This window comes from Streptomyces sp. NPDC046915, from assembly GCF_040644935.1.
Taxonomy (GTDB): domain Bacteria; phylum Actinomycetota; class Actinomycetes; order Streptomycetales; family Streptomycetaceae; genus Streptomyces.
The window spans coordinates 833,153-852,938 of record NZ_JBEYXB010000001.1; the positions used below are offsets into that span (position 1 = coordinate 833,153).

The following is a 19,786-nucleotide window of genomic DNA, read 5'->3' on the forward strand; positions in this document are numbered from 1 at the left end:
CCGCCGCCACCGGCCGGCGCGGGACACCGCGGGGCGGACGATGACACGCGAACAGCACTCGGTCCTCGAACCCGAGGCCCCCGGCGCGGACGGCCCGGCGCCGCGAGCGGCACTGCCCGTCCGGGCGCGCCTGTCCGCCGGGCTGCGCCGCCACCGGCGGTGGCTGCTGCCGCTGCTGGTGGCGCTGCTGCTCGCGCAGATGGCCGGCGCGATGGTGACGACGGCCGTGCGGCAGACACCCACGATCGACGAGCCGGTGTACGTGGCCACCGCCACCGACTACCTGCGCGAGCACCGCGTGCGCTACAACCCCGAGCATCCGCCGCTCGGCAAGCTGGTGATCATGGCGGGGATCGCGGTCGCCGACCCGCACTACGACGCCTCGTACCACGGCGACCAGGGCCAGGTGGGCAGCCGTCTGCTCTACGAGTCCGGCAACGACCCCTGGCGGCTGATGCTGTGGGCACGGCTGCCGGTGATCGCGCTGACGCTGCTGTTCGGGCTGGTCGTGTACGCCTTCGCCCGCGAGGTCGTCGGCACGGTGGGGGGCCTGGCGGCCCTCGCGCTGTACGCCTTCTCCCCCGACGTGATCACGCACGGCTCGCTGGCCACGCTCGACGTGCCGGCCGCCGGGTTCGTGCTGACCTCGGCGTGGCTGGTGTGGCGGGCGCGGCGCAGGCCCCGGTTGTACCTGCCCCTCGCGGGGGCGGCGCTCGGGGCGGCCGTGGCGACCAAGATGAGCGCGCTGCCGGCGATACCGGTGCTGATGCTGCTGGCTGTCCTGTCGGGCTGTGCGCGGGGCGGTGCCGATCGCCGCCGGGCGCTGGTGCGCGGGCTGGCCGGGGCGGCCGTCGTGGTGCTCGCCGCGGTCGCCGTCGTGTGGGTCAGCTATCTGGCCGTCGATCCGCGGCTGCGCTTCGCCCCCGCCGACCCCGTGCCCGTCATCCACGGGCTGCGCGGTCGCCTGGCCGGGCTGCTGCCGTTCCCGCGCGCGTACCGGGACGGGATGCTCGTGCAGTTCGCCTTCGAGGACCAACCGTGGCAGGGGTATCTGTTCGGCCGGCTCTACACCGGCTCGCTCTGGTACTACCTCCCGGCCGCCCTGCTGGTGAAGACCCCGCTCGGCATGCTGGCGCTGTGGGCGGCCGGGGCGGTGGCCGTCGTGCGGGTGCGCAGGCTGCGGTCCGCGGCGCCGTACGTGCTGCTGCCGCCCGCCGTGCTGCTGGCCGCGGCGATGACCGGCTCACGGGACTTCGGCACCCGCTACGCCTTGTTCATGCCGATGTTCCTCGCGGTCGGGGCGGCCTGCCTGCTCGCGGTGCGACGGCGGTGGGCGCCCGTGGTGACGGGGGCTCTGGTGCTGTTCGTCGCGGTGAGTTCCGTGCGGACGTTCCCCTACTATCTGCCGTACTCCAACGAGGCGTTCGGCGGACCGGCGAAGACGCATCTGCGGCTGCACGACTCCAACGTGGACTGGGGGCAGGACCTGGGCCGGCTCGCCGACCGGCTGGATGGCCGCTACCGGGGCGAGCGGATCTGGCTCGTCTACAAGGGGGCCCCTCTGCCTTCCTACTACGGCATCCACGCCGCCGATCCGCGCCGGGTGCCGCCGAGCGAGGTGCACGGTCTGCTGGTGGTGTCCGACTCGTCGGTCGCCAAGGCGCGCGGGCGACTGGCCGAACTGATCGACAGCAGCCGTCCGATCGACGACGTCGGTCATTCGATCACCATCTACCGGCGGTGACCGCCGCCGGCGCCGGTCGTCCCGCGCGACTTGTGGATTCGCCGTGCGGGAGGGGCCGTTGTTCCCTCGCAAGCCCTGGTCACCACGGTCCGTGAGCTATGTTGAGCTTCGTGGGAGACAAGACAGGCGCACCGGTGCCATCGCCCCAGCAGGCACGCGCGCAGGCATCCGCGATCACCTCGGGCAAGGCCGTCCCGGAGACCGAAGCGTCCCCGGTCTCCCGGCTCCGCGAACTCTTCGACGGCCCCCGGCTGTCACCCGGTCAGCGCCGTATCGCCCAGTACCTCATCGAGAACATCACCGAAGCCGCGTTCCTGTCGATCACCGACCTCGCCGACCGGGTCGGCGTGAGCCAGCCGTCCGTGACGCGGTTCGCCGCCGCGGTCGGCTTCAGCGGCTACCCGGCGCTGCGGGAGAAGCTCCAGTCGATCGCGCTGGGCGCCCTCGCCGGCGGCCCCGGCGCGGCCGAGGAGAACCGCAGCAACGAACTCCAGGCGGCCGTCGACGCCGAGATCCAGAACCTGGAGAACCTTCGGCGGGACTTCGCCGACCCCGGCCGGGTCATCCAGGTCGGCCGCGAGCTGTCCCGGTCCACCCCGCTGACCGTGGTGGGCATGCGCATCTCCGTCTCCCTGGCCGAGTACTTCGCCTACGCCGCACGCCGCATCCACCCCGACGTGCGGCTGGTGACCCGGGGCGGCAGCGTCGCCTTCGACGCGCTGCTCCAGTCACGCGAGGCCGGTGGGACGTGGGTGCTGGCCTTCGGCATGCCCCGGCACGCGCAGGAGACGCTGACCGCGATCCGGGTCGCGCGCGGCGCCGGCCTGAAGGTCGCCCTGATCACGGATCTCGCGCTCGGTCCGCTGGCCGACGAGGCCGACGTCGCCTTCGCGACCGGCACCGGCTCCCGGCTGGTCTTCGACTCCTACGCCGCCCCGGGGCTGATGGCCGCAGCACTGCTCCAGGCCATGACCGACGCCGATCCCGAGCGCACCCAGGCGCGGCTGGACGAGTACGAGCAGGTCGCCGACCAGCACCAGTTCTTCCTCAAGGACTGACGGGGGTCCCCGCGACCGGGGATCGTAGGGGGATCATTCACCCCAAAGCGCGCATGAATGTTTTCATACGTCTTGCAAAGCCGACGGCATATATAAATACTGCTCACGGATCGCACCCGGCCGGCTCCGGGGACCGTTCCACACCCAAGGACTCACCTCGCACGTGCCCCGAGAAAGCCGACGGACCGCCCATGCGCACGCAAGCCCGCACGCCGCGCCGGCGAACCGACGTCCGGGGCCCCTGCACGGACATCCCCAGCCGCCGTCCCCTACCCGCGTCGGCGCCCGGGGTGTTCGATCGGGCGTCTCCTGCACGAGCGCCCCTGGCGGCCCCGGTCATCCCCTAGGCCGGGGCCGCCCACCCCGTCGGACCACCCCTCACGACGCCGCACACCCGGAAGCGATGACCATGACCCTCACCACCACGCGCACCCGCCCGGACTGGCCCTGCCAGGTCAAGACGCCCGGCAGCTACGACTGGGAGCGCTCGGCGGCCAGGTGGCTGCGCGAGCTGGTCCCGGCCCGCTACGGCAGCTACCCGGTGCTGATCCGCCATCCCGTGCTGCTCGCCCGGCACGCCCAGATCCAGGTCCAGCAGGAGATCCGGGTGGCCCGGACCGCGCTTCAGACCGCGCGCGCCGAGCTGCCCACGCTGGGCCTGCCGGAGTCGGTCATCGAGCACACCATCAAGATGTACGCGGCCGAGGTGCTCCAGCTCCAGCACATCGCCCGCAGCGTCCGGGCGGTCACCGAGGCGCTGGTCGGGCACAGCACCGGCCGCTGACCAGGCACGACGGCCGCGCCGGTCCTGGCCTTCCCCCCGATCGGCCTCTCGATCGGCGGGTCACCGTCCGCCCCGGGCACACCACCGCGCCCCGGCGGGCGCACAGCCGGGCGGACTCCGGTCCGCCGCAGGTGTGATCGGACCGGCTCCGGTGTGCAATGCTCGTTCGCGTGACGAGCGAGCCCGCGCCTTCCTCGCCGACCGGTGGCGTCCCCGACCTGGCGGCGCTGGCCAGGGTCGTGGCCAGGCAGCGCGCGGAGATGGACCGGCTCCAGGAACTGGCGGCGACGTCGGCCGTCGTGGAGCGGGCCAAGGGCGCCCTGATGGCGCTCACCGGGTGCTCGCCGGACCATGCCCACGAGGAACTCCTCCAGCGCGCCAAGGCCGGGAGCCGCTCGCTCATCGAGGAGTGCTGGCTGACCCTGGGCGCGTTGATGCCGCCGCTGGACGACTTCGACGACGCCGCCCGCCCGGCCGTGCACACGGGACCGCGTGCGGTGGCGGCCCAGGAGGACGAGGAGGACGAGGAGGACGCAGCCCCGGTGGTCCGGGCGGTCACCGCGCTTCCCGTCCGGACCGGCACCGCCCTCCAGGCCGCCGGGCCCGACGACCGTTCCGAGGCGCTGGGGCGGCTCGGCAAGGCGCTGGTGCGGGTGGACTCGCCGCAGGAGCTCGCGGTGTGCCTGCTTCAGGGGCTCGGTCCGGAGGTGGGGGCCGACGCCGTCCTGCTCTTCAGGCGCCTGCCGGAGGGCGGGCTCGAACTGATCGGGCACGCCGGCGTGGGGGACACGCTGGCCGCCCAGTGGCACCGGGTCCCGCCGCTCGGCGGAGTCGCCCCGCTGGACGCCCTGGAGAACCGGGAGCCGTGCTGGCTGGAGGACCTGCCCGCGGACCGGTCGCGGTACCTGCTGATGGGGGATCCGCCCGAGCGGTGGCGTTCGCGTGCCTGGCTGCCCGTGTCGACCGGGCGCACGGCCGATGTGGCGCTCGGGGTGCTGCGCGGGCCCGGTGAGCCGTTCGCGCCCCGCACGCGCGAGTTCCTGCTGGCCGTCGCCCGGCTCTGCGCCGGCCGGCTGCGCGCCTTCGACGCACCGCGGGACCAGGCCGCCCCGAGCGTCGCCGACGCCGTGCAGGCCGTGTTCGACGTGCTCCCGGGCACGGCGATCCTGCTCACCCCGCTGCGTTCCGCGTCGGGCGAGGTGGAGGACTACCGCATCGACGCCGCGACCCCGGACTCGATCGACGTCCTGGACCGCACCGGACGCGAGCTGATCGGGCTGCGCATCCTGGAGTGCTACCCGTCCGTCGCGGGCGAGCCCCTGTGGCAGGGGTACCTCGCGGCGCTCACGACCGGGGAACCGTACGAGGGCGAGCCGTTCGCGTACCAGGAGATGACGGCCGAGGTGCCGCAGACCGTCACCTACTCGGTGCGGGCCGCGCGGCTGGGCGAGGGGCTGGTGGTCAGCTGGATCCGGCACGACCCCTCCGACCGCCAGGAGCAGCGGCTGGCGGACGTGCAGCGGCTCGGCAACCTGGGCTGGGCGAACTGGAACCTGGTGACGTACGAGGCCCTGTGGTCGGTCCAGGCGTACTCCGTGCTCGGCCGGGATCCCGCGCGCGGTCCCGTCGCTCTGGAACGCCTGCCGGATCTGGTGCTCCCGGAGGACGCCCCCGCCGTCTCGCGTGCCGTCACCGGCCTCGTCCGCTCCGGGCGTTCGTTCGACGTGCCGTTCCGGATCAGGACCGCGCGGGGGGTCCGGCACCTGCGGGCGGTCGCGGAGGCGGTGGCGGACCAGGACGGTACGCCCGTCGAGGTGCACGGGTTCGTACAGGACCTCACCGCCCAGCGCAGCGCCGAACTGGCGCTGGTGGAGAGCGAGCGGGCGGTGCTGATGCAACGCGGCATCCTCCAGGCGGAGCGGGCGATGGCCGCCCGGCTCCAGCACGCGCTGCTGCCGCTGCCGAGCAAGCCGGTCCAGCTGGCCGGGCTGCGGGTCGACGTGGCCTATGTGCCCGCCCAGTCGGAGATCCACGTCAGCGGTGACTGGTTCAGCGCCGTCGAACTGCCCGACCACAACGCCCTGTTCGTGGTCGGTGACGTGGCGGGGCACGGCATCGGCGCCGTCGCCACCATGGCCCAGCTCCGCTTCACCGCGAAGGGCATGGTCAGCACGGGTTCGTCGCTGACCGGTGCGCTGGCCCGGCTGAACATGCTGCTGCTGCACTCCCGGGACAGCCACGGCACCGCGACCATGGTCCTGGCCCGCTACGAGCCCGAGGAGCGCCGGCTGGCCTGGGCCCAGGCGGGTCATCCACCGCCGCTGCTGCTGCGCGGGGGCGAGGCGCGCTTCCTCGACCGGCCCGCCGGCATGCTGCTCGGGGCGTCCCCTACGCCCGTCTACCACGCCGCCGAGTGCCGTCTGGAACCCGGGGACCGGCTCCTGCTGTACACCGACGGCCTCGTCGAACGGCCCGGCGAGGGCATCGACGCGGGCCTCGCCCGGCTCGCCGCCGCCGTCCTCGCCCAGGACACCGACGGACCCGGCGCCCTGGAGTCCCTGCTCACCTCGATGCTGGAGGGCGAGCGGCGCGACGACGTCTGCGTACTGGACATACGGATGCCGACCGAGACACCCTGAGCCCCGCCGGCCGACCCACGCAGAGCGAACCCGGCACCGACCCCGGTCGCCCGAGTCGAGCAGGCCGGCCCCGCCCGGTCAGCCGCGTCCGCCCGCCGGCCGGACCCGGACCGAACGGGACGACAAGACCGCGACGACGGCCGCGTGCCGGACATACGGATCCCGACCGAGACACCCTGAGCTCCGCCGGCCGACGCACACAGAGCGAACCCGGCACCGACCCCGGTCGCCCGAGGCGAGCAGGTCAGCCGCGTCCGGCCGCCGGCCGGGCCGGGGCCGAACGGTCCGGCGGGAGCCGCGACGCGGGCCTCGCCCGGGGCACCCACGAGCCCGGAGCCCGGCGCCCTGAAGGCTCCCCTCGCCGGGATGTCAGTCGTCGAGGCGGGTCAGCCGCGGTCGGTCAGGCCGTGTTCGATGGCCAGGCGGGTCAGGTCGGGTCTGCGCCGGGAACCCGTCTTCTCGCCGATGCGGTCGAGGTGCGAGTGGACCGTGTGGGTGCTGATGGAGAGCCGGCGGGCGATCTCCTGGTCCGTCGCGCCGCCCGCGAGGAGTTCGAGCACCTCCCGTTCCCGGTCCGTGAAGTGCGGGGACGGCCCGAGCAGGTGGCCGGCGGGCACGGACACGTAGGCGCGGCCCGAGCCCACGCGCCGGATCGCCGTCAGCAGTTCCTCCCCCTCGGCCTGCCGGCTCAGATAGCCGCTGGCGCCCGCCCGGATCACCCGGACGGCGTCGATCTGCGGCGACGAGGACACCACGATCACGGCGTGCCCCCGCTCACGCAGCTCCGCCACGGCCGCGGAGAGGGCCGCGGGAGGCTTCTGGAGGTCCATGAGGACCACTTCCGTGCCCCGCAGATCGCCGTTCGCGACCTCGATCGAGGGCGCGGTGACGACCAGCCGGAGATCGGGGGCGGTCGCCACCAGGTGGGAGACGCCGTGCCGGAAGACGGGACAGTCCCCGACGACCGCGATGCACACGCGCGTGGCCGGGCCTGCCCCCGCGGCCCGGGGGCCACCGCTCATGGGCATCTCCGATCTCGCGCGGACGTCCTGCCCTCAGCCTGGGCTGGGGACGGTGAGCCGGCCCGCCGGGCTGGCCCGTCGGGGGGACGGGGACACGTCCTAGTCGTCGTCGCGGTGACGCCAGTACCAGCACAGGCCGACGACGGCGGCCAGCAGGAACACGGCGGGCAGCACCAGGCCCGGGATGCGGGAGCCGGTCATGGGCATGGCCTTCGATCGTTCGGTGGTCCGTCTGCGGGTGCGGGCTGCGGGAGGCCGACCGCGGGAGACTGCCCGTGGTGACCCACGTCACTCCCACACCGCCGGTTCTTTTCCCTGCCTCATGCCAGGCGTTCGACCAAGTGCCGGGCCGGGTCAGTCCACCGGATGACCCGGTTCGATGGCAAGCGCGTCGCCGAGTCGCAGCAGGGTCCCCGCGCGCCGCTCGCCCCACTGCACGGGGTCGAGGAGGAAGCCGACGTGGTCGCCGCCGTCGACGCGTCCCACCACGGTGCCGACGAACCAGGCCGCCGTGTCCTGGAGGACGACCGCACCGCCGTGGCCCCGCGTCCAGGGCACGTGGGCGAACTTGTCGACCCGGTCGCCGGTCTCCCCGCCGAACAGGGCCGCCACCTCGTACTGCTCGCGGGTCAGCAGGTGGACGGCGAGGCACTCGGTGTCCAGGGCGACCCGGTAGGTGTGGTTGACCTTGGACAGCCACACCACGAACCGCACGGGCTCGATGGAGCACTGCGAGGAGAACCCGACCAGACAGCCCGAGCGCTCCTCGCCCGCCGCGGCGGTGACCACGCACATGTCCGGGTCGAGCCGGCGCGTGAACACCTCGGGGTCCGCCATGCCCGCCTCACCTCCGTCACCACGCCCGCCGCCCGGGGCCGTACTCACCCCCCGGGTGCCCCCGGTCGCCCCCGCCTCACCCGGTGGCGAGGCTGGTACGGGATTCCAGGGAGCGGCGGGTGTCGTTGCCGTAGACGCCGGACTCGTCGCCGCGGATGCCGTACCAGAGCTGGAAACGCGCCACCGCCGCGGTGAGTTCGGTGTCGTAGCTGCCGTTGGTGGAGCCGTCGCGGTAGACGTCCGGGATGCGCAGCAGGCGCTGCTGGAGTTCGGTGACCTCGGGGCCGCTGTCGCCCTGGCGGAGCGTGCCGGCACCGTCGGGGTCGGCGGTGGCGGTCGCGGTAGGCGTGGTGTCGGCCGACTCGGTGGGGCCGGCGGAGGTGGCCGGTGCGGAAGGCTGCGCGGCGGAGGCGGTGTCCTGGCGGCCGGGCAGCAGCAGGGCGCAGGCGAAGCCGACCAGCGCGGCCGCGGTGACGGCGACCGCGACGGCGGCGCGGCGCAGCCCGGGTCCGAATCCGAAGGGGCCGGTGCGGGGCGCGGCACGCCGCTGCCGCCCGGACGGGGCATCTGCGACGCGCGGCAGTTCCTGGGTGTCGTCCTCGGCGGGCGGCTCCGACCAGTCCTCGGGGCCGGAAGGATCGGCGGAGGCGTCCGTGGCGGCGGGATCCGCGAAGGCGTCCGAGCCGGACGGGTCCGGGGCGGGCTCCGTCCGGGCCGCGTCCTGCTCCATCTCCCGCATCAGCTCGGCGAGCGCGTCGAGGCGACGGGGACGCAGGACGCGGATGGGTTCGAGGACCGGGCCACGGCTCGGGCCGCCCTGATCGTGCGGTGTCGACACAACGCTCTCCTTCCGTCCGAGCAGAGATACGCAAGCGCTGCCCCCGGAGTTCAGAATGCACTCAGTTCCCCCGAAGCCGCACTGAGTGCCACGAGATCCGGACGAGTGCTACGTTCACGTCCATGAGCTCCAGCAGCGCGCCGGCGGCCGCGAAGCCGCCCATGCGGGACGCCCTGGTGGCGGCGGCCTTCCGGCTGTTCCTGGAACGCGGCTACGAACAGACCACGGTGGACGACATCGTGGCCCTCGCGGGGGTCGGCCGGCGCTCGTTCTTCCGCTACTTCCCCTCCAAGGAGGACGTGGTCTTCCCCGACCACGAGCGCTGCCTGGCCGACATGACCGCCTTCCTGGCCGCGAGCGGCGAGGAGCACGAACCGGTGCGGCGGGTCTGCGACGCGGCCCGGCTGGTGCTGCGGATGTACGCGGAGAACCCCGACTTCTCCGTGCAGCGCTACCGGCTCACCAAGAAGGTGCCGGGGCTGCGGGCGTACGAACTGTCGGTGGTGTGGCGTTACGAGCGGGCGCTCGCCGAGTACCTGCGCGCCCGTTTCGCCGGCCGGCCCGACGGTGCGCTGCGGGCCGACGTGATCGCGGCGGCGGTGGTCGCGGCGCACAACAACGCGCTGCGCTCCTGGCTGCGTTCGGGCGGCGAGGGCGACGCGAGCGCGACGGTGGACCATGCGCTGGGGTATGTGCAGTCCGCCTTCGGCCGGCCCTCCGTGGTGGTGCCGGGCGAGCAGCGGGCCGAGGACGTGATCGTGCTGGTCTCCCGGCGCGGGGCGCCGCTGTGGCGCGTGGTGCAGGAGCTCGAGTCCGCACTCGGGCGTGACTGACCCGACCCGTGCGGCGGACCGGCTGACGCAGATTCGGGGTACGGAGTGCCTTTACGAGTGGCACTGAGTGCCATACTCTGTCGGCGTGCACGGTGGCACGGCGAACCGGGCACGTGTCTGCGCGGCCCGTGCCGGGCACGCGGATTCCGGCCGAGCGCAGGGAGTTGACCAGCGTGTACCACCATTCAGGAAGCTCCGCTCGTCCGGCGGGCGGCTCCGCGACGGGCGTCCTCGACCCCCAGGCCCCGGACTCGGGCACCCTTGTCTTCCAGCGCTGCAACTGGTGCGGCACCGCCATGTACCACCGGCTGCTGTGTCCGGTCTGCCAGGGCAGCGACCTGCGCACCGAGCGCAGCGAGGGCGTGGGCACGGTCCGCCATTCCACCGTGGTGCACCGCAACACGCCCGCCGCGCGCAATGTGTCGCTGATCGAGATGGCCGAGGGCTTCGTCGTCCGCGGGCGGGTGATGGGGCCGCCCGTCGGCATCCACAGCGGGGACCGGGTGCGGCTGTCCACGGCGAAGGACCCGGTCCGCGGCGAGCCCGTCTTCCAGTTGCTCGACGAGCCGTACCGCGCCTGGAGTTGACGGCTCCCCTCCAGGAATCACCTCCGCGGGATCCACCTGCTCCTCACAGGCAACCCACAGTCGCCTCTTCCCGTCCTCCGGAACGCGAGGGGCCCCCGGGACGGCCGGGGTGTCCGAACTCGGCGTCGGAGGAGGGGAACAGTGGTCCGTGCCCGGCGAATATGGGTCACCGCCGCGGTGTTGCTCGCGGTGGCGGGAGGCTCTCCAGGGCTGGCACAGGCGCAACAGCGGTCAGGCGCACCGTCGTCGGTGAACGCGGCCGACGAGAGGCTGCCACCGGGCTGGCGCATCGCCGGTGCCCGCTCGGCACCGGAGCTGGTGTGGCGGTCGGCGGCGCGGGTGCCCATGGGCGACGCGCGCGTGGAGTTCCGAACGGCGGGACGGTTGCTGGGCGTTCCGGCTCCGGGGAAGGACGGGCACAGCTTCCGGCTCGGCCTCGACGGTGTGCGGCCGGACGAGCTGAAGAACCTCCAAGTGTGGTCGGGCGGGCGGCGGCTGGATGGCGGGCCGGCCACCGCGTCACAGGACCGCGGCACCGCGGCGGCCCGGCCTCCGGCCCCGCTGCCCGCGAACGGTGTCGACCCGGGCAAGCCCGGCCGGTACCGGACCGTGACCGGCGAGTACACGCTCAAGTCGGTACGGCTGCCCGGCTTTTCGGAGCCGGTCGAGATGAAGGGCGTGGTGGTGGCGCCGTCCGGGGCCACCGGGCGCAGGCCGCTGGCACTGTTCCTGCACGGACGTCACTACACCTGCTACGCCCCGAACGGCGACATCAACGGCGACTGGCCGTGCAAGAGGGGCACCAAGCCGGTGCCCAGCCACCGCGGCTACCTGCGCGACCAGAAGCTGCTGGCCTCCCAGGGCTATGTGACGGTGTCGATCTCCGCCAACGGCATCAACGCCCAGGACGGGGACGCCGACGACGGCGGCGCGCAGGCCCGTTCGTCGCTGGTGCGGCTGCACCTGGCGCAGTGGGCCGACTGGGCCGAACACCCCGGCACCGCGCCGGCGGTGGTCCGTGACGCGCCGCGCGCCGATCTGTCCCGCGTCCTGCTGATCGGGCACTCCCGGGGCGGCGAGGGCGTCAACCGGGCGGCGATGGACAGCCTCTACCCGCCGCCCGCGGACCAGGACGGCTACCACGGCCCGGTGCGCTGGCACATCAGCGGCACCGTACTGATCGGCCCCACCGTCTTCGGCCAGAACCCGGTGGCCGACGTGCCGTCGGTGTCGATCCTGCCCGGCTGCGACGGCGATGTCTCCGACCTCCAGGGCGAGGTGTACGTCGACGGCACCCGGGGCGTCAGCCGGGGCACCGCCCTGCACAGCGCCGTCTACGTGATCGGCGCCAACCACAACTTCTTCAACACCGAGTGGACGCCGGGGCAGGCGCAGGCCCCGGCCGAGGACGACTTCTGGGACGAGCCGGACCACCCGGACCCGGTGTGCAAGAAGGGCTCGGCCACCCGGCTGACCGCGAACCAGCAGCACAAGGCGGGCTCCACCTACATCGCGGCGGCCGCCCGGCTGTTCGTCGCCGGGGACGACCGGGTGCGTCCGCTGCTCGACGGTTCGGGCCGGCGGGCCCCGTCGGCGGACCCGGCGCGGGTGCTCAGCCACGCGGTCGGCGCGAACCGGGGTGCGCGGTTCCTCCCGGACGACCCGGCCGGCAAGGTGTCCGTCTCCGGCGCCCGGCTGTGCGCGGCGGTCGACCCCGACCCGTCCGTCGCCTGTCTCGGCCGGAACGCCAAGGGCAGCTCGCCGCACTTCGCCACGTGGGACACGGACAAGGAGGCCGGCCGGCACGCGATCGCGCTGCGCTGGACGTCCTCAGGTTCCCCGGCGCGGATCAGCGCCGCCCGGCCCGTCTCCCTCGGCGGCGCCAAGGCGCTGGCGCTGCGCGTCATCGTCCCGCCGAACACCTCCGGGACGCAGCTGGACGTGGCCCTCACCGACACCTCCGGCCGCACCGCGACGCTCGGCCGGGCGCGGGTGGACGGGCTGCCCGGCAGTGACCGCACCGCCTCGTACTGGGCGCGCGAACTGCACGTGCCGCTCGCGGCGGCCGGCCGGGCCGGGCTCGACCTGCACCACGTCAAGTCCCTGCGGCTGACCCCGCGTTCACGGTCGGGGCAGGCCTGGCTGATGGACGCCTGGGGCTGGCGGCCGGGCACCCCGGCGGCGGGCACGGCGAAGCTGTCGCGCGTGGATGTCGGCCGGACCACGGTCGACGAGGGCGACTCGGGCGTACGCACCTACCGGGTGCCGGTCCAGGTGTCCGGGCAGGGCAGCGGCCAGGTGCGCGTGTACGTCGTCGACCCGGCCACCGGGCGGGCGAAGAACCGGCTGGTGACGGTCCGGCCCGGCGGTCACGACATCGACGTACAGGTCGAGGTCGAGGGGAACACGCGGTACGGCGACGACGTGCCGCACGACATCCTGGTCAAGGCGGTGAAGGGCACGGTCGTCGGCTCCCACCGCGGCGGGATCACCGTCCACAACGACGACCCCGCGCCCAGGATCACCGTGACCCCGGTGGCCGGCCGGGTCACCGAGGGACAGCCCCTGAAGTGGCGGATCTCCCTGTCGGAGGCCGCCGACGTGGACCTCGGGACGGCCTTCACCGCGGTCCCCGTCGCCGGGACCGAGCTGTCCACCAAGGACGTCGACCCGGCGTGGCTCAGGGACACCGCGGGCGCGTCACCGGACCCGGAGCGGCCACTGTCCAAGGTGGACGGCCTCTACCTGTGGCTGAACGTCCCGGCGGGCAAGCTGGGCATCGACGTGACCCTGCCCACGGTCAAGGACCGGGTCACCGAGTCCGAGGAGTCGGTGCGCTTCCAGCAGCTCGACGAGCAGGGCGACCCGCAGTCCGGCGGGCTGGTCCTGGACGGCACCGTGCTGGACGCCTCGTAACGGCGTACGGCACGCGTACGGCACACGTACGGCACACCGGCGGGGCCGCGGCGCGGGAGCCGCGGTCCCGCCGGGCCTTTTCCGGGCCTCGCCGTCAGGGTTTGAGGGTCACCGTGATGCCCACGGTCCCCTCCCGCCCCCGGCGCAGCCGGCTGCCCAGCAGCGTCAGGCGGCCCGCGATGCCGTACTTGCGGGCGATGAGCCCCCGGTAGCGCTCGGCCGTGGCCGCGTCGCCGATCTCCGCGGTGGCGGGAACCTGGTCGCCGGTCGGCGTGCCGCGCACGTCGCAGGGGCCGACGAGGACGTCCGGGTGGCGGCGGACACGTTTGACCTTCCAGGAGTCGGCGACCGTCCAGACGCCGAGCGCGGCCCCGTCCCGTACCACCCAGACCGGGGTGGCGACCGGGGTGCCGTCCTTGCGGTAGCTGGTGACGAGCAGGTACTTGCCCGCGGAGAGCCGGTCCAGCGACGAGTCGTCCATACCGTCAGTCTAGGAGGACGCCGCCTGCCCGAGCAGGGCGAGATAGCGGCGGGCGAAGAGGTAGGCGTCGCCCGGCCAGCGTGCCGACAGGTAGGCGCCGTCCTGGACGGCGAAGGCGTGCGTGTCGTCGTCAGCGGTGCCGCGCCGGGTGAGCTCGCGGGGTCCGGCCTCGAACTGCCGGGCCGGGTCGGCGAGGGCGGAGCGCACCTCGTCCTCGACGTAGGCGGGATAGGTGCGGTAGTAGCGGCCCAGCCGCCAGGCGGTGGTCCAGTAGGCGGTGCGTTCCATGTACTTGGGCAGGCAGGTCGTGCGCCGGCCGGCGAGCACGCTGCGGCCGGTCGCCGGGTCCTCGGTGCGGGCCAGCACCAGGACGCCGTGGCAGATCGCCCCGACGGGACGGCCGAGCGCCCAGAACCGGGCGACCTGGGACCGCAGTCCGGCCGAGCCGAGGTACTGCCGCATGCCGGGTGCGTGTCCGCCCGGCAGCAGCAGGCCGTCGAAGCCGGCCACGTCCACCTCCGCCCAGCCCTGCGTGGCGGTGAACTCCGGTGCCGCGCACAGCTCTTCGTAGAACCGCTTCGGCTCGTCCGCCGCACCCAGCTGCCCGAACAGCACGCCGGTGAGCAGCCGGGGATCGGCGGCGGGCCGGGTGCCGGCGCGTTCGGTGGCGAAGACGACCTCGTGCCCCGCGCGGGTCAGCAGCCGCCAGAGCACGGCCACCTCGGTCACGTCGAAGTCCCGGTCGGGAAGCGGCATCAGCACACGCATGGGCCCATCATGTCAGCGCCGCCGCCATCCGCCGCACCCCCTCCGTGATCACCTCCGGCGAGGTCGCCAGGTTCAGCCGTACGTACCCGGCTCCGCCCGTGCCGAACGGGATGCCGGAGCTGAGGGCGACCCGGCCGCGCTCCAGGAAGACCTCCGCCGGATCGTCCCCCAGGCCCAGGGCCCGGCAGTCCAGCCAGGCCAGGTAGGTGGCCTCGGCGGGGCGGTGCCGGATCGCGGGCAGGTGCTCGGCCAGCAGGCGGGCGAGCAGCCGCCGGTTGTCGTCGAGGCCGGCCAGCAGGGCGTCCAGCCAGCCCGTACCGTCCCGCAGGGCGGCCGTGTGGGCGATCACGCCGACGTGGCTCGGGCCGTGGCTCACCTCCTCGGGCAGCCGGGCCAGGTCGGCGGCGGCCGACGGTCCGGCGACGGCCAGCGCGGCCTTGATCCCAGCCAGGTTCCAGGCCTTGGACGCCGACATCAGCGACAGGCCGTGCTCCCCGCCCGGCACGCTCAGGTACGGCACGAAGGCGGCGCCGGCGGCGACCAGCGGGGCATGGATCTCGTCGGCGACGACCCGCACGCCGTACCGTTCGGCGAGCGCGGCGACGGCGGCCAGCTCCTCCGCGGTGTGCACGGTGCCGGTCGGATTGTGCGGGCTGCACAGCAGGTACGCGGCCCGTCCGCCGCCGGCGACCGCCGCCCGGAAGGCCTCCTGAAGGACCCCGAGGTCGATCCGCAGCCCCGCGCCGAGCGGGGCTTCCACCACGCGCCGGTCCATGTGCGTGACGAACTGGAAGAACGGCGGATAGACCGGCGGGTTGACCACCACCGGATCGCCGGGCCCGGTGACCAGCCTGAGCATCTCGACGACGCCCAGCATCACGTCGGGCACGATCGCGGTGCGCTCCACGGCCGGCCCGTCCCAGCCCCACCGCTCGGCGGCGAAGGAGGCCAGCGCCTCGGCGTAGGCGGTGCCCGCCGGATAGCCGGTGTCGCCGAGTTCCATCGCGTCCGCGACGGCGCGGATCACGGCCGGGGCGAGCGGCACGTCCATCTCGGCCACCCACATCGGCAGCACGTCCTCGGGATAGGTGCGCCATTTCATGCTCGTACGACGACGGAGACGGTCGAGGGTGAGCACGCGCAGGGGATCCGGTTCACCTGGTGTGCCGTGCGGGGTGCTGGTCATGGGGTCAAGATAGGCGGCCGGGGGTGTGACCCGGTACGGGGCGGGGCCGCCGCGCGCCGTGGAAAACGCCGGACGACCAGCGGAGATCAACTCCGGCGTCTAGATTGCCCTTTGACCCCTGTACCTCTCATCCGGCCCCTCAGGAGCTGACCGAAGTGACCGAGAATCCGGCAGTCACCAATGACGTCGCCGAGTCGCTGCGCGCCCGCATCAACACCGACCAGCCGCACACGGCCAGGATCTGGAACTACTGGCTCGGCGGCAAGGACAACTACGAGGTCGACCGCGCGGCAGGCGACCAGATCCGCTCGCTGCACCCGGGGATCGGGGAGTACGCCCGCGCGGACCGGCTGTTCCTGGGGCGGGCCGTGCGGCACCTGGCCGACGACCTCGGCATCCGCCAGTTCCTGGACATCGGCACCGGCCTGCCCACCGCCGACAACACGCACGAGGTCGCCCAGCGCGTCGCCCCCGAGAGCCGGATCGTGTACGTCGACAACGACCCGCTGGTCCTCGCCCACGCGCGGGCCCTGCTCACCAGCACCCCCGAGGGCCGCACCGACTACCTCGACGAGGACCTGCGCAACGTCGACGCGATCCTCGAGCACGCCGCGCAGACCCTGGACCTCAGCGAGCCGGTCGCGCTGATACTGCTCGGCGTGGTCATCTTCGTCGGCGACGACGAGGACCCGTACGGCCTGGTCCGGCAGCTGGTGGACCGGCTGCCCTCCGGCAGTCACCTGGTGCTGTCGCACACCATCACCAGCCCGGCGATGCCCGACGTGGACGAGGCGGTGAAGTTCTGGAACGAGCACGGCACGCCGAAGCTCACCCAGCGCACCCCCGAGGACGTCGCCCGCTTCTTCGACGGCCTCGACCTGCTGGAGCCGGGCGTGGTGTCCTGCTCGCGCTGGCGCCCGGAGCACTCCCACGGGGCCGAGCCGGAGGAGGTGGCCATGTTCGGCGGGGTGGGCCGCAAGAGCTGACCGAAGAAGATCACCGGTGTGGTGAACGCCCTCGCCCCGGGCCACGTATGAAGGACAGGGCGCTCAACGACCGGAGGGCCCCGCGGTGTTGTCCAGGCACCGTGCGTTCGGGGTTCGGGAGCCATGCGATGAGGCACGCACGACGACGGGTCGTCCGGCGAGTGACACAGCTGGCGGCGGTCGGCGGACTCCTGCTGGGAGGCGTCATGGTCACCCAGGCCATGGCGAGCGAGACTCCCGGCACGTCCGCCACGCCGTTCAGTACGGCGGGACAGGCCGGGAACACCGGCACCGCGCTGGTGGCGAAGCTCGGCACCACCCGTACGGCGGGCAGCTGGATCGGCACCGACGGGCGCCCGGTCGTCGCGGTCACCGACGACCAGGCGGCGGCCACGGTGAAGAAGGCCGGGGCCGAGCCGAAGGTCGTCCACCACAACATGAACCAGCTGAAGTCGGCCACCGCCGCCCTGCGTTCGGCGCCCCGCGTGGCGGGCACGGCGTGGTCCCTGGACTACCGGACCAACCAGGTCGTCGTGCAGGCCGACAAGACCGTGTCGGCCGCCGACTGGAAGCGGATGTCCGAGGTGGCGAAGGGCATCGGCGGCTTCGTGCGCATGGAGCGCACCCAGAGCACCTTCACCACCCGCCTCAACGGGGCGCAGCCGATCCTGTCGACCAGCGGCCGCTGTTCGGCGGGCTTCAACGTCACCAACGGCAAGAGCGACTTCATCCTCACGGCGGGCCACTGCGGTCCCTCCGGATCCACCTGGTTCGCCGACAACCAGGGCAACCAGCAGCTGGGCACGACGCTCCAGAGCAACTTCCCCGGCAACGACTTCTCCCTCATCCAGTACGCGACCGGGAAGGCCGGGGACGGCGCCGACGTGGTCGCCATCGGCAACGGCAACGGCGTCCGGATCACCGGCGCGGCCGATCCCACGGTCGGGCAGCGGGTGTTCCGCAGCGGCAGCACGAGCGGGCTGCACGACGGGACGGTGACCGGGCTCAACGCGACCGTGAACTACCCCGAGGGCACCGTCACCGGCCTCATCCAGACCAATGTGTGCGCCGAACCGGGCGACAGCGGCGGCCCCATGTTCTCGGAGGGCATCGCCCTGGGCGTGACCTCGGGCGGCAGCGGCGACTGCACGGCGGGCGGTACGACCTTCTTCCAGCCGATAACGAAGGCCATGTCGGCGCTCGGCGTCCAGCTGATCGTGTCGGCGCAGAACGCCGCGGGCGGCCAGAACGCCTCGTCCGCGCCGTCCTCCCCGGCCACCCAGGGCGCCATCGCGCCCAGCGCGGCCTCCCCCGGCACGTCGGCCCCGGCCACCGGCACCGCGGTGGGCACCACCTTCCTGTCCCGCCTCACCGACACCAAGAACGTCGGCCCCGGCCTGCTGGTGATCGCGGGCAGCCTGATCGCCCTGGTCGCGACCCGCTACTTCCGCTCGGAACAGGACCGCAGGGCGTACCAGCGGTACTACGGGGCGACCTGGGGCTGACGCCCCGGCCCGAGGCGGCCGATCCGGCCGGAGACGGCAGCGAGAAGGGCACCCGTGCGCTCACGGGTGCCCTGGACGGTGCTGCGGGGTCGGCGAATCAGGCCGCGTGGTCCGACGGAGGAGCGACGGCGGCCCACTCCATCACGAGCCGCTGGTACTCCTCGCGCTGCTCGGTGGTCAGTATCCCGCCCGACCGGAGCCACAGGGCCCGGATCTCCTCGTTGACCTCCGCGGCCGATCGCTCGGAGGCGGCTTCAACAGTGGTGGACATGGTGTGAAGCATATGCCGGTCGGCGTGAAGGCATCGTGAGTAAGTACGAGGAATTCGGGCATTGCGGACCGTGTTCATCATCACGTCGAGAGAGCTCGAGAGAGCGGAGAGCTACGGCGGGTTCAGCCTTCGACGGTGCCGAGCACCAGCACCTGGATCGCCAGGACGGCCGCCCCCCGCGCCCAGTCGTGGAAGTCGGAGACCTTCGTCTCCAGCCCGACCGGCGCGGCCATCGGGTGGCGGCCCGCCCTGATGCTCTCGTGCACCGCCGCGCCGGCCACGTCCATCAGCCCGACGCCCTCCCCGGCGAGCAGGATCTTCTGCGGCATCACGAAGTTGGCGATCTGGGCGACCAGCGTGCCGAGTGCCCGCGCCGCCTCGTCGATCACCCGGGCGGCCATCGGCTCCCCTTCGGCGGCGCGGGCGAGGATCTCCTCGTACGTCGCGTCGTGGCCGGTGGCGGCCCGGATCTGGTAGCGGATGCTGGGGATCGCGAGAAGGGACACGGCGCTGCCGCGCGCACCGTCCGGGGTCAGCGGGCCGTGGGGCTGGACGATCCAGTGGTGCCCGAAGCCGCGGTCCTCCTCGGCGTGGGGCACCCGCTTGCCGCCGAGCACCAGCCCGTAGCCGATGCCGGCCCCGATCGTCAGCACCACGAAGCGGTCGAGGCCGCGGCCCGCCCCGAACCAGGTCTCGGCCTCCACGAGGGCGGCGACGTCGTTCTCGACGACCACCGGCAGCCCGGTGCGCTCCCCCACCAGCCGGGCCAGGGGCACGTCGCGCCAGCCCAGGTAGGGGGACTCACCGACCACGGCGCGCTCCCGCACCAGGCCGCCCACACCGATGCCGATGCCCGCGAGCGGGGCGGTGGCGGCGGCGGCGAGCTCTTGCGTCATCGCCGCCAGCACGTCGGCGACCTCGCCGGGGTGGTGACCGGTGAGCGGGCGGTCGAGCCGGGCGACGACCTCGCTGCGGAGCGTGGTGACGACGCCGTAGACCATGTCGCCGGTGACCTTGAACCCGAGGAAGGCCCGGGAGCCGGCCACGACGTCCAGGGGCTGCGAGGGCCGCCCCTGCCGGGCCTGGGCCGCGATGCCCGACTCGGGCACCTCGACCAGCAGTCCGGACTCGATCAGCGGTTTGGTCAGCCGGGTGAGACTGCCCGCCGAGAGGCGCAGACGCCGGGCGAGCTCGGTGCGCGAGAGGGGGCCGTGGACGAGCACCTCGATCGCCACGGAGCGCTCCGCGGGGGTCAGCGGGGGCCATCCGGGAGTGGGTTGCTTTTGCATCAGAAGTAAGTCTGCCATTTCGGCCGGGCGGCAGGGAAGCCG

At 73.5% G+C, this 19,786-nt stretch carries 17 protein-coding genes; 9 read left to right on the plus strand and 8 right to left on the minus strand.

Annotated features, from left to right (window positions below; genetic code table 11):
• The first annotated feature begins 40 nt into the window (after positions 1-40).
• From ABZ915_RS03685 to ABZ915_RS03700, 4 genes are all read left to right on the plus strand, one after another.
• Positions 41-1,744 (plus strand): phospholipid carrier-dependent glycosyltransferase, encoded by a 1,704-nt coding sequence (locus ABZ915_RS03685; protein ID WP_361795131.1) that lies wholly within the window; start codon positions 41-43, stop codon positions 1,742-1,744.
• Between the two features lie 134 nt (positions 1,745-1,878).
• On the plus strand, positions 1,879-2,802 hold the full coding sequence (locus ABZ915_RS03690; RefSeq protein WP_361795810.1) for a MurR/RpiR family transcriptional regulator: 924 nt from the start codon (positions 1,879-1,881) through the stop codon (positions 2,800-2,802).
• 403 nt (positions 2,803-3,205) lie between these two features.
• Positions 3,206-3,586 (plus strand): hypothetical protein, encoded by a 381-nt coding sequence (locus ABZ915_RS03695; protein WP_361795134.1) that lies wholly within the window; start codon positions 3,206-3,208, stop codon positions 3,584-3,586.
• A 260-nt stretch (positions 3,587-3,846) separates the two neighbouring features.
• Complete coding sequence (locus ABZ915_RS03700; protein WP_361795813.1) at positions 3,847-6,225, plus strand: SpoIIE family protein phosphatase; 2,379 nt, start codon at positions 3,847-3,849, stop codon at positions 6,223-6,225.
• 386 nt (positions 6,226-6,611) lie between these two features.
• Here ABZ915_RS03700 and ABZ915_RS03705 read toward each other — a convergent pair whose 3' ends face one another.
• From ABZ915_RS03705 to ABZ915_RS03715, 3 genes are all read right to left on the minus strand, one after another.
• Entirely contained in the window at positions 6,612-7,247 is a 636-nt protein-coding gene (locus ABZ915_RS03705; protein ID WP_361795137.1) for a response regulator transcription factor, read from the minus strand.
• Positions 7,248-7,601: 354 nt separating this feature from the next.
• Positions 7,602-8,084 carry a flavin reductase family protein gene (locus ABZ915_RS03710; protein ID WP_361795140.1) on the minus strand — a complete coding sequence of 161 codons (483 nt, stop codon included), beginning with the start codon at positions 8,082-8,084 and terminating at the stop codon, positions 7,602-7,604.
• Between the two features lie 76 nt (positions 8,085-8,160).
• Positions 8,161-8,922 (minus strand): peptidoglycan-binding domain-containing protein, encoded by a 762-nt coding sequence (locus ABZ915_RS03715; protein ID WP_361795143.1) that lies wholly within the window; start codon positions 8,920-8,922, stop codon positions 8,161-8,163.
• Positions 8,923-9,044: 122 nt separating this feature from the next.
• Here ABZ915_RS03715 and ABZ915_RS03720 point away from each other — a divergent pair, with 122 nt between their 5' ends.
• From ABZ915_RS03720 to ABZ915_RS03730, 3 genes are all read left to right on the plus strand, one after another.
• Positions 9,045-9,755 carry a TetR family transcriptional regulator gene (locus ABZ915_RS03720; RefSeq protein ID WP_361795146.1) on the plus strand — a complete coding sequence of 237 codons (711 nt, stop codon included), beginning with the start codon at positions 9,045-9,047 and terminating at the stop codon, positions 9,753-9,755.
• Positions 9,756-9,928: 173 nt separating this feature from the next.
• A complete protein-coding gene (locus ABZ915_RS03725) occupies positions 9,929-10,342 on the plus strand; it encodes a zinc ribbon domain-containing protein (protein ID WP_361795149.1) in 414 nt (137 codons plus the stop codon).
• A 141-nt stretch (positions 10,343-10,483) separates the two neighbouring features.
• The gene (locus ABZ915_RS03730; protein WP_361795152.1) at positions 10,484-13,258 is read left to right on the plus strand and encodes a hypothetical protein; all 2,775 of its coding nucleotides are present in this window, start codon (positions 10,484-10,486) and stop codon (positions 13,256-13,258) included.
• 94 nt (positions 13,259-13,352) lie between these two features.
• On the opposite strand, the gene ABZ915_RS03735 is transcribed toward ABZ915_RS03730, so the two are convergent.
• From ABZ915_RS03735 to ABZ915_RS03745, 3 genes are read right to left on the minus strand one after another with little or no spacing between them, the layout of a single operon-like run.
• Positions 13,353-13,739 (minus strand): PPOX class F420-dependent oxidoreductase, encoded by a 387-nt coding sequence (locus tag ABZ915_RS03735; RefSeq protein ID WP_361795155.1) that lies wholly within the window; start codon positions 13,737-13,739, stop codon positions 13,353-13,355.
• Positions 13,740-13,748: 9 nt separating this feature from the next.
• On the minus strand, positions 13,749-14,507 hold the full coding sequence (locus ABZ915_RS03740; protein WP_361795158.1) for a type 1 glutamine amidotransferase domain-containing protein: 759 nt from the start codon (positions 14,505-14,507) through the stop codon (positions 13,749-13,751).
• A gap of 7 nt (positions 14,508-14,514) precedes the next feature.
• A complete protein-coding gene (locus ABZ915_RS03745; protein WP_361795161.1) occupies positions 14,515-15,693 on the minus strand; it encodes an aminotransferase class I/II-fold pyridoxal phosphate-dependent enzyme in 1,179 nt (392 codons plus the stop codon).
• 155 nt (positions 15,694-15,848) lie between these two features.
• On the opposite strand from ABZ915_RS03745, the gene ABZ915_RS03750 reads away from it, so the two are divergent.
• Together ABZ915_RS03750 and ABZ915_RS03755 are read left to right on the plus strand one after the other, a co-directional pair.
• A complete protein-coding gene (locus tag ABZ915_RS03750) occupies positions 15,849-16,679 on the plus strand; it encodes an SAM-dependent methyltransferase (protein WP_361795164.1) in 831 nt (276 codons plus the stop codon).
• Between the two features lie 128 nt (positions 16,680-16,807).
• Positions 16,808-18,184 carry a S1 family peptidase gene (locus ABZ915_RS03755; RefSeq protein ID WP_361795167.1) on the plus strand — a complete coding sequence of 459 codons (1,377 nt, stop codon included), beginning with the start codon at positions 16,808-16,810 and terminating at the stop codon, positions 18,182-18,184.
• Between the two features lie 97 nt (positions 18,185-18,281).
• Here the strand turns inward: ABZ915_RS03755 and ABZ915_RS03760 are convergent, their stop codons facing one another.
• Complete coding sequence (locus tag ABZ915_RS03760) at positions 18,282-18,467, minus strand: hypothetical protein (RefSeq protein ID WP_361795170.1); 186 nt, start codon at positions 18,465-18,467, stop codon at positions 18,282-18,284.
• Between the two features lie 110 nt (positions 18,468-18,577).
• Positions 18,578-19,744 (minus strand): ROK family transcriptional regulator, encoded by a 1,167-nt coding sequence (locus tag ABZ915_RS03765; protein WP_361795173.1) that lies wholly within the window; start codon positions 19,742-19,744, stop codon positions 18,578-18,580.
• Between the last annotated feature and the right edge of the window lie 42 nt (positions 19,745-19,786).

Bases quoted from the DNA above. Each gene is read 5' to 3' on its own strand.
- ABZ915_RS03685 (WP_361795131.1), top strand. From the start codon at position 41: ATGACACGCGAACAGCACTCGGTCCTCGAACCCGAGGCCCCCGGCGCG.
- ABZ915_RS03695 (WP_361795134.1), top strand. From the start codon at position 3,206: ATGACCATGACCCTCACCACCACGCGCACCCGCCCGGACTGGCCCTGC.
- ABZ915_RS03700 (WP_361795813.1), top strand. From the start codon at position 3,847: ATGGACCGGCTCCAGGAACTGGCGGCGACGTCGGCCGTCGTGGAGCGG.
- ABZ915_RS03705 (WP_361795137.1), bottom strand. From the start codon at position 7,247: ATGAGCGGTGGCCCCCGGGCCGCGGGGGCAGGCCCGGCCACGCGCGTG.
- ABZ915_RS03710 (WP_361795140.1), bottom strand. From the start codon at position 8,084: ATGGCGGACCCCGAGGTGTTCACGCGCCGGCTCGACCCGGACATGTGC.
- ABZ915_RS03720 (WP_361795146.1), top strand. From the start codon at position 9,045: ATGAGCTCCAGCAGCGCGCCGGCGGCCGCGAAGCCGCCCATGCGGGAC.
- ABZ915_RS03735 (WP_361795155.1), bottom strand. From the start codon at position 13,739: ATGGACGACTCGTCGCTGGACCGGCTCTCCGCGGGCAAGTACCTGCTC.
- ABZ915_RS03740 (WP_361795158.1), bottom strand. From the start codon at position 14,507: ATGCGTGTGCTGATGCCGCTTCCCGACCGGGACTTCGACGTGACCGAG.
- ABZ915_RS03745 (WP_361795161.1), bottom strand. From the start codon at position 15,693: ATGACCAGCACCCCGCACGGCACACCAGGTGAACCGGATCCCCTGCGC.
- ABZ915_RS03755 (WP_361795167.1), top strand. From the start codon at position 16,808: ATGAGGCACGCACGACGACGGGTCGTCCGGCGAGTGACACAGCTGGCG.
- ABZ915_RS03760 (WP_361795170.1), bottom strand. From the start codon at position 18,467: ATGCTTCACACCATGTCCACCACTGTTGAAGCCGCCTCCGAGCGATCG.
- ABZ915_RS03765 (WP_361795173.1), bottom strand. From the start codon at position 19,744: ATGCAAAAGCAACCCACTCCCGGATGGCCCCCGCTGACCCCCGCGGAG.